The sequence below is a fragment of the Kribbella sp. genome (assembly GCF_035655035.1).
GTDB lineage: Bacteria > Actinomycetota > Actinomycetes > Propionibacteriales > Kribbellaceae > Kribbella.
Genome location: NZ_DASRVN010000647.1, coordinates 1 through 8,191, shown reverse-complemented (window position 1 = coordinate 8,191; position 8,191 = coordinate 1). Strand labels below are relative to the sequence as shown.

Here is an 8,191-nt window from a genome sequence, read left to right as displayed (position 1 = left end):
GGGTTCCTGGACGCGACCAACCCGGTGCTGCTGTTCGCCGTACTGTTCGGGCTGTCGATGGACTACGAGGTCTTCCTGCTCAGCCGGATCCGGGAGGAGTACGACCGGACCGGCGACAACACCCAGGCGGTCGCGCTCGGGCTGCAGCGGACCGGCGGGATCATCACCAGCGCCGCGTTGCTGCTGATCATCGTGGTGGCGGCGTTCTCCACGTCGGGCATCGTGTTCGTGAAGATGATCGGCGTCGGGCTGGTGATCGCGATCGCGCTGGACGCCACCATCGTGCGGGCGTTGCTGGTACCCGCGACGATGCGACTGCTTGGCCGTGCCAACTGGTGGGCGCCGCAGCCGCTGGTGCGCTGGTGGAAGCGGCACGGCTTCCGGGAAGATCAGGGCTGGAGTCTGGAGAGCGCCCAGGACGAATTGGTACGGCGGTAGGCCAGGCGGTCGTGCAGGCGACCGGTCCGGCCCTGCCAGAACTCGAACGCCTCCGGGGTCACCAGATAGCCGCCCCAGAAGTACGGCGTGGAGATCTCGGTACCCTCCGGCCACTGCCGCTCGTACGACGCGTACTGCAGGTCCAGCTCCTCGCGGGACGCGACCGGCTGGCTCTGCTGGGACGCCCACGCACCGAGCTGTGACCCGCGCGGGCGGCTGGCGAAGTACTCGTCGACCTCGTCTGTGGGCAGCTTGGTCACCGTGCCTTCGACACGGACCTGGCGCTCCATGGCGTGCCACGGGAACACCAGTGCGCAGTGTGGGTTCGCGGCCAGGTCTTCTGCCTTGCGGGACTGCTGGTTGGTATAGAAGACGAAGCCACGCTCGTCTACACGCTTCAGCAGCACGGTCCGCGCCGACGGGCGCCCGTCGGCGTCGGCTGTCGCCAGTACCATCGCATTCGGCTCCGCAAGGCCCGCCTGGCGCGCTTGGTCCAGCCAGGTCTCGAACTGCACGACAGGGTCTGCCGCCACCTGGCTCTCGAGCAGCTCACCCAGCCCGTACGTCTCCCGCATCTCCGCAAGGTCCACGCGTCGAGCCTACTGAGGCGGTCGCTGGCCTGGGTACTGCGGAGGCTGCTGTGGGTACTGCGGTTGCGGTTGCGGCTGCGGCTGCTGGCCCGGGTAGCCGCCCCACTGCTGTTGCTGTGGGTAGCCGGGTCCCTGCAAGGCCTTGGCCAGCTTGGCGTCCTGCGCCCAGCGCCGGATCCCCACCAGCAGCAGCGGAATCCCGAGCAGCAGCGCCGACCCGTCGAAGAACAGGTACGACCCGCCGATCCGCGACCCCGAGAACTGGAACAGCTTGAGAATGTCGAACGCGTACTTGAGCGGCAGCACCAGCACGCCGAGCCCGACCACCGTCAGGATCAGCCCGGTCGCGGTGGTCACCCCGGAACCGACCGACGGCAGGATCATCAGCACACCCAGCACCACGGCGATCGCGACCAGCAGCGCCACCCACGGCAGTGCACTGAAGTCGTTGCGGTACGCCTGCATCCGCATCATCACCCGGTTCACCGCGAACGCCGCACCGACGATCCCGGCGTACGTCACGATCACGCCGATCAGGAGCCCGAGGCCGGGCAGGGGCTTTGACATGGGCCGAGATTAGACCTCTCACCGGTCCACCCGACCCGGCCGAACCGGTCACAAAGCTGTCCGGTCGTCGGTGCGGAGAACTATGCTGCCTGGGCGCCGCTATCGCTCAAGCTCCATCGCTTGCCGGAACTAAGGAGTTGTATGTCTGATCCGAGGACCGAGGTGCAGCACGGGCTGGAGGGTGTGATCGCGTTCGACACCCAGATCGCCGAGCCGGACAAGGAAGGTTCGGCGCTCCGGTACCGCGGCGTGGACATCGAGGACCTGGTTGGCCGGGTGCCGTTCGAGAACGTCTGGGGTCTGCTGGTCGACGGCGCGTTCACGCCGGGTCTGCCGCCGGCCGAGCCGTTCCCGCTGCCGGTGCACACCGGCGACGTCCGGGTCGACGTACAGTCCGCGCTGGCGATGCTCGCACCCGCCTGGGGTCTGCGGCCGCTCTACGACATCGACGACAGCCAGGCCCGCGAGGACCTGTCCCGGGCGGCGGTGATGGCGCTGTCGTACGTCGCGCAGGCGGCCCGGGGCGTCGGCCACCCGATGGTGCCGCAGCGTGAGGTGGACAAGGCGACCACGATCACCGAGCGGTTCATGATCCGCTGGCGCGGCGAGCCGGATCCCAAGCACGTGAAGGCGGTCGACGCGTACTGGACGTCCGCGGCCGAGCACGGCATGAACGCGTCCACGTTCACCGCCCGGGTGATCGCGTCCACCGGCGCGGACGTCGCCGCGGCGCTGTCGGGCGCGGTCGGCGCGATGTCGGGTCCGCTGCACGGCGGCGCACCGGCGCGCGTGCTGACGATGATCGAGGGTGTGGAGCGTTCGGGCGACGCACGTTCGTACGTGAAGGGTCTGCTGGACGCGGGCGAGCGGCTGATGGGCTTCGGGCACCGCGTGTACCGGGCGGAGGACCCGCGCGCCCGGGTGCTTCGACGTACCGCACGTGAGCTGGCCGCCCCGCGGTACGAGGTGGCCGAGGCGCTCGAGCAGGCCGCGCTGGCCGAGCTCCGCGAGCGGCGGCCGGACCGGGTGCTGGAGACGAATGTCGAGTTCTGGGCGGCGATCGTGCTGGACTTCGCCGAGGTGCCGCCGCCGATGTTCACCTCGATGTTCACCTGCGCCCGGACCGCCGGCTGGAGCGCCCACGTCCTGGAGCAGAAACGCACCGGCCGCCTGATCCGCCCCTCCGCCATCTACTCCGGCCCCGCAACCCGCCCCGCCGACTCCATCGTCGGCTGGAACCCCAACTGGACCTAGCGGTCTTGGCTCGGGGTGCGGCCGGTGCGTTGTTTGTACTGGCGGCTGAAGTACGGGACGTCGGTGTAGCCGAGGGCGGCGGCCGTCGCGGTGACGGTCATGCCGCTCTCGGTGAGCAGCTGGTGCGCGCGGTCGATGCGCGCCTGGATCAGGTACTGCGCCGGTGACATCCCGAACTGCTTGATGAACCGGCGGGTGAATTGCGCCCGGCTGAGCGCCGCACGGCCGGCCATCTCGCTGACGGTCCACTCGCGGCCCGGGTCCTGCCGGAGCTGCCGGGCGATCTCGTCGACGGCGGTGTCCGTCACGGTCCGGCCCGGGTGGTGGACGGCGTCCCACACCAGCGCGACCAGCTGTTCGAGGCACAGCTCGGCCTGATGCCGGCCGAGCGGATCACCCCGCCGGTACGACGCATCGCTGGTACGGGCGAGAACGCCGAGGAACTCGCGGTCCATCACCTCGCCCCAGCGCGGCTCGGCCGCCGCGGTCGAGGTGGTGTCGAAGTGCATGCCGAAGACCAGCAGACGCCGGTGCGGGTCGTGGGTGGCCCGGGGCGCGTCGCCCGACCGGAACACCGCGCACACGCCCGGGTGCAGCTCCCTCCGGTGACCGTCGAGCTCGAGTTCGCCGCGGCCGTCGAGCACGCACCACAGCAGATGGTCCGCGAGCGGCCGCGAGGTCCAGGACCAGCTCGGCTCACACCGCCAGAACGTCGGCGCGGACATCCGCGTCAGCTGCAGTCGATGCGGCAAAAGTTCAACTCCTCGCGTGAATCGTCCGTGGCTCTCGGCCCGGCACAGGCTCGAAAATGGAACTCGATCCAAGCCTAGAGGAGCCGCGCATGAGCGTTTCATACAACACCACTACTCGCCGGGAAGAATTCGAGCAGACCGGGCACACGCTGGTGCGCGGGCTGTTCTCCACCGACGAGGCCGAGCGGCTCCGCGACCACTACATGCAGGTCCGCAAGCGCGGCCCACGCGACCACGACTTCTCCGGCGACACCGCGACCAGCCGGGACCCGCTGAAGCGCTACCCGCGGATGGCGCAGATGCACCGCTGGGACGACGTGTCGCTGCAGTGGATGATCGACCCGCGGATCGACCAGGTGATGACCGAGCTGCTCGGCAGGTCGCCGTACGCGGTCCAGACGATGGTGTACTTCAAGCCCGCCGGCTCGCGTGGACAGGCGCTGCACCAGGACAACTTCTACCTGAAGGCGGATCCGGGGACCTGTATCGCGGCCTGGATGGCGCTCGACACCGTCGACATGGCGAACGGCTGCCTCGAGGTCGTACCGGGCTCGCACCGCTGGCCGATCCTCTGCACCGAGAAGGCCGACACCACCGTCAGCTTCACCGACGTCACGGTCCCGCTGCCGACGGCCGAGGCCGCCGTACCGGTGGAGATGGAGCCGGGCGACGTGCTGTTCTTCCACGGGGCGCTGGTGCACGGGAGCAACCCGAACGTCACCACCGACCGGTTCCGGCGGGCGCTGATCGGGCACTACATCCAGGGCGAGGCGGAGCGCGTCGCGCAGTACTACCACCCGGCGCTGCGGATGGACGGCACCGAGCTCGCGCTGGAGGTCGCCGAGGGCGGCGGCGCGTGCGGCGAGTGGACGGACACCCCGGACGGTCCGGTCGCCGTACTGACCGGGACCGAGACGGTGAGCCGCAAGCACGAATGAGACACCCCGGCGCGTCGGCCGGGCGAGGTGTGCGAGGATAGAACGCGCTGACAGCGTCGTCGGCTTTCTGAATGCAGACGACGAAGGGAACGCGCTGGTGACCAGCGAAATCAAGATTCCTGCAGAGCTCAAGCCCGTCGACGGCCGCTTCGGCGCGGGCCCGTCGAAGGTCCGTCCGGAGGCCGTCGCCGCGCTGGCGACCGAGGGCGCCAAGCTGCTCGGCACCTCGCACCGGCAGGCCCCGGTGAAGAACCTGGTGAAGCGGGTCCAGGAAGGCGTCGCGGAGCTGTTCCAGCTGCCCGACGGATACCAGGTCGTGCTCGGCAACGGCGGCTCGACCGCGTTCTGGGACGTCGCGACGTTCGGGCTGATCCGGGAGAAGAGCCAGCACCTGAGCTTCGGCGAGTTCTCCTCGAAGTTCGCCAAAGCGGCCCAGCAGGCGCCGCACCTCGGCGACCCGACGATCGTGAAGGCCGAGCCCGGCAGCCGCCCGGTCGCGGTCGCGGAGGCCGGCGTCGACCTGTACGCGTGGCCGCACAACGAGACCTCCACCGGTGTGATGGCGCCGGTGAAGCGGGTCGAGGGCGCCGACGAGGGCGCGCTGGTCGCGATCGACGCCACCTCCGGCGCCGGCGGCCTGCCGGTCGACATCACCGAGGTCGACGCGTACTACTTCGCCCCGCAGAAGTGCTTCGCCTCCGACGGTGGCCTGTGGATCGCGGTCCTGAGCCCGGCGGCGCTCGCGCGCGTCGAGGAGATCACCGCGTCCGGCCGCTGGACCCCGGCATTCCTGGACCTCGCGACGGCGATCGACAACTCCAGCAAGAACCAGACGTACAACACGCCGTCGCTGGCCACGCTGTTCCTGATGGCCGAGCAGACCGACTGGATCAACAGCCAGGGCGGCCTGAAGTGGAGCGTCGGCCGGACGACGGACTCCAGCAACCGGCTCTACACCTGGGCCGAGAAGTCGGAGTACGCGACGCCGTACGTCACCGACCCCGACGCCCGCTCGCTGGTGATCGGCACCATCGACCTGGACGACTCGATCGACGCCACCGCGGTCGCGAAGACGCTGCGCGCCAACGGCATCGTCGACACCGAGCCGTACCGCAAGCTCGGCCGCAACCAGCTCCGGGTGGCGATGTTCCCGGCGGTCGACCCGGACGACGTCGAGAAGCTCACCCAGGCCGTCGACTACGTGGTCGAGAACCTCAAGTAGTAGCTCCTGCTGGTCAGCACAGCCGCCGATCCCGCTCCGGGGCCGGCGGCTGTGTCTGTCTCAGGAGTGCTGGCGGCGGTGCGGGGTGGGCGGGGCCTGCCCGGTGAGGCGGTCGTTCTCGGCCTGGCGGTCGCGGCGCTCGCGGCGGCCCGGGGGGAACGTGAAGACCGTGATGAGCAGTGCGAACAGTGCGGCGCCGATGATGATCCACATCATGTTGTGACTCTTGGTCGAGGTGTCCGAGCTGTTGCTGTCGGTCGACGTCGCGGGCTTCGGCTTGCCGCTCGCCGTCGGCGTCTTGGCGCCGGCCGGCGCCGCCTTGGCGGGCACCGCCAGCTCGTAGACGCCAGGGCTCGTGCCGCCGGCCGCGAACACGACGGTGCCGTCGGTGGCGCCGAGCGCGACGCTGTCACCTTCGCCGGGCAGCGCGGCACTCCGGGCGATGGCGTTCGGGTTGTCGCCCCAGGCCACGGTCGCGAGGTCCGTCGAGGTCCGCAGTACCACGCGCTGGCCGTCCGTAAGGAACGTCCCGTCGGTGATCACACCGGTCGGTGCCGGCGCGAGCTTGGTGAGGTCGTTGGTGCCCTGGCGGGTCGGTGAGGCCGGGGCGGAGTAGATCGTGCCGGTGCCCTTGGACGACTTCGTCACGACGTACAGCTGGCTGGTGGCCGGATCGATCAGCAGCGTCTCGGCGTCGTGCGCGCCGTCGGGGTACTTGAAGTCGTACTGGTGGTACTTCACGTTGGACGAGTCCTGCAGGCTCGCCGGCTCCGGGATCGTGTAGATCTCGATCTGGTTCCGGCTCGCGTTGGCGTCGCCGATGTCGGCGATGTAGAGCGTGCCGTTGCGGTCCATACCGAGCGCCTCGACGTCCTTGACCGGCGCGCCGAACCGGAACACCGCCTGCACCTTGCCGGTCGTGTCCAGCGCGAACACCCGCCCGGTGCTGCCTGAGCTGCTCACCGCCCAGTACGTGCCCTGGTGCTTGCTGCTCCTCACCAGCCCGGTCGGCTTCTTGATCCGGTCGTCGTTGATCGAGAACAGCTTCTTCGCCGCCGGGTCCGCCGTACCGATCGCCGAAGTGGCCGTCAGCGCGGTACCGGTCGCCGACGCGGCCGTCAGCGCGGTACCGGTCGCCGAGGCGGTCGGCAGCGCGGCACCCGCGAGGGCGCAGAGCGTCGCGCCCAGCAGCGCGCATGCGATCCGGAACTGTCTCACGAAACCACCTCGGCACCCTCCGGGAGCAACAGCTGCGCCAGGCGCGGCGTCACCTGCCATTCGGTGACCATTGCCTGGTACTCGGCCCGCAGGTCCGCGGCCGGTTCGGCCCCGGTCCGCGCGGCACGGAGCAGCAGGTTGCGCGGCGTGTGCTGACTGTCCACGAACTGCACGACCTCCACCCGGTAGCCGACCTGTCGGAGCACCGCCGCCCGCAGGGTGTCCGTCAGGACGTCGGCGAATCGCTCACGAACGATGCCATATCTCGTCATCAACGCATAAGGCGCCGGTGGTGTGACGCTCTTCAACTGCTTTTGGATGTCGTGATGACAACACGGAGCCGCGAGCACCAGCGCGGCCTCCCAGCGGGCCGCCCGCGCGAGCGCGTCGTCGGTCGCCGTGTCGCAGGCGTGCAGCGCCAGTACGACGTCCGGCCGGACGTCCAGCTCGGCACCCTCGATGGTCGCGTCGAGGAACCGCAGGTGCTCCTGCCAGCCGAGCGCCTCGACCACCCGGGTGTTCCGCTTCCGCGCGGCCGGATTGTGGTCGATACCGGTCATCCGTACGTCGTGTCCCGCCGCGGACAGCAGGTGGTACGCCGCCAGCGTCAGGTACGCGTTCCCGCAGCCGAGGTCGACCACCTGCAGCGGGCGGTCCTTGGCGATCCGCCCCGCCGCGACCGCCTCGTCGACCGCCGGCGCCAGCAGCTTGCAGAACTCCTCGATCTGCTTGTACTTCGCCTGCCGCGACGGCTTCACGCGCCCCTGGTGGTCACTGATCCCCAGCTCGATCAGGAACGGCGCCGCCGGATCCAGCACCCGCCGCTTCACCCGGTCATGACTCGTCTGCTGCTCACGGCTGTCCTCCTGCCGGTGCAGCAGCTCCTTACCCTTCTTGGTGTACCGCAGCCGCAACGTCTCGCTGGTCGTCTCGACATGCCACGACCCATACCCCGCGTCCAGCAGCTCGTCGACCACCTTCTCGACGTCCGCGTCCGGAACGTTCCGCGTGTGCGCCTGCCGCTCGTCGAACTCCGTGACCTGAAGGTGCCGCTCCCCCTTCAGATCGACGTACCGCACCTCGGCCCTGACAAACCCCGGCGCCCCACTCCCCCGCCGCCGCCCAGAACCAAGCCCCCGCACCAGCCCCAACCGATCAACCAGCGCAGCCCACACCACGCCCCGAGCCCCAGCCCCCTCCGCTCCACCATCC

Annotated in this window: 9 protein-coding genes; 4 read left to right on the top strand and 5 right to left on the bottom strand. The window is 69.8% G+C overall.

Translation table 11 applies throughout. The features are described 5' to 3' along the window. The coding region (locus VFF46_RS33905) for an MMPL family transporter (RefSeq protein WP_325041330.1) at positions 1–438 on the top strand (438 nt) is incomplete at its 5' end. Here VFF46_RS33905 and pdxH read toward each other — a convergent pair. Together pdxH and VFF46_RS33895 are read right to left on the bottom strand one after the other, a co-directional pair. Then, entirely contained in the window at positions 390–1,028 is a 639-nt protein-coding gene (pdxH, locus tag VFF46_RS33900) for a pyridoxamine 5'-phosphate oxidase (protein ID WP_325041329.1), read from the bottom strand. The genes VFF46_RS33905 and pdxH overlap by 49 nt on opposite strands. Positions 1,029–1,037: 9 nt before the next feature. After that, positions 1,038–1,595, bottom strand: coding sequence for a hypothetical protein (locus VFF46_RS33895; protein WP_325041328.1), 558 nt, complete (start codon positions 1,593–1,595; stop codon positions 1,038–1,040). Positions 1,596–1,736: 141 nt separating this feature from the next. Here VFF46_RS33895 and VFF46_RS33890 point away from each other — a divergent pair, with 141 nt between their 5' ends. Further along, a complete protein-coding gene (locus VFF46_RS33890) occupies positions 1,737–2,849 on the top strand; it encodes a citrate synthase 2 (protein WP_325041327.1) in 1,113 nt (370 codons plus the stop codon). Here the strand turns inward: VFF46_RS33890 and VFF46_RS33885 are convergent. Further along, entirely contained in the window at positions 2,846–3,601 is a 756-nt protein-coding gene (locus tag VFF46_RS33885; RefSeq protein ID WP_325041326.1) for an AraC family transcriptional regulator, read from the bottom strand. The genes VFF46_RS33890 and VFF46_RS33885 overlap by 4 nt on opposite strands. 89 nt (positions 3,602–3,690) lie before the next feature. Here VFF46_RS33885 and VFF46_RS33880 point away from each other — a divergent pair, with 89 nt between their 5' ends. Both VFF46_RS33880 and serC read left to right on the top strand, forming a co-directional pair. After that, entirely contained in the window at positions 3,691–4,539 is an 849-nt protein-coding gene (locus tag VFF46_RS33880; RefSeq protein WP_325041325.1) for a phytanoyl-CoA dioxygenase family protein, read from the top strand. Between the two features lie 97 nt (positions 4,540–4,636). Beyond that, the gene (gene serC, locus VFF46_RS33875) at positions 4,637–5,761 is read left to right on the top strand and encodes a phosphoserine transaminase (RefSeq protein ID WP_414673120.1); all 1,125 of its coding nucleotides are present in this window, start codon (positions 4,637–4,639) and stop codon (positions 5,759–5,761) included. A 60-nt stretch (positions 5,762–5,821) separates the two neighbouring features. Here the strand turns inward: serC and VFF46_RS33870 are convergent, their stop codons facing one another. After that, complete coding sequence (locus VFF46_RS33870) at positions 5,822–6,979, bottom strand: hypothetical protein (protein ID WP_325041324.1); 1,158 nt, start codon at positions 6,977–6,979, stop codon at positions 5,822–5,824. Further along, entirely contained in the window at positions 6,976–8,154 is a 1,179-nt protein-coding gene (locus VFF46_RS33865; protein ID WP_325041331.1) for an SAM-dependent methyltransferase, read from the bottom strand. The genes VFF46_RS33870 and VFF46_RS33865 overlap by 4 nt, the downstream gene beginning before the upstream one ends. Between the last annotated feature and the right edge of the window lie 37 nt (positions 8,155–8,191).

Excerpts from the sequence above, each read along its gene's own strand:
- VFF46_RS33895 (WP_325041328.1), bottom strand. The coding sequence starts at position 1,595 with ATGTCAAAGCCCCTGCCCGGCCTCGGGCTCCTGATCGGCGTGATCGTG.
- VFF46_RS33890 (WP_325041327.1), top strand. The coding sequence starts at position 1,737 with ATGTCTGATCCGAGGACCGAGGTGCAGCACGGGCTGGAGGGTGTGATC.
- VFF46_RS33880 (WP_325041325.1), top strand. The coding sequence starts at position 3,691 with ATGAGCGTTTCATACAACACCACTACTCGCCGGGAAGAATTCGAGCAG.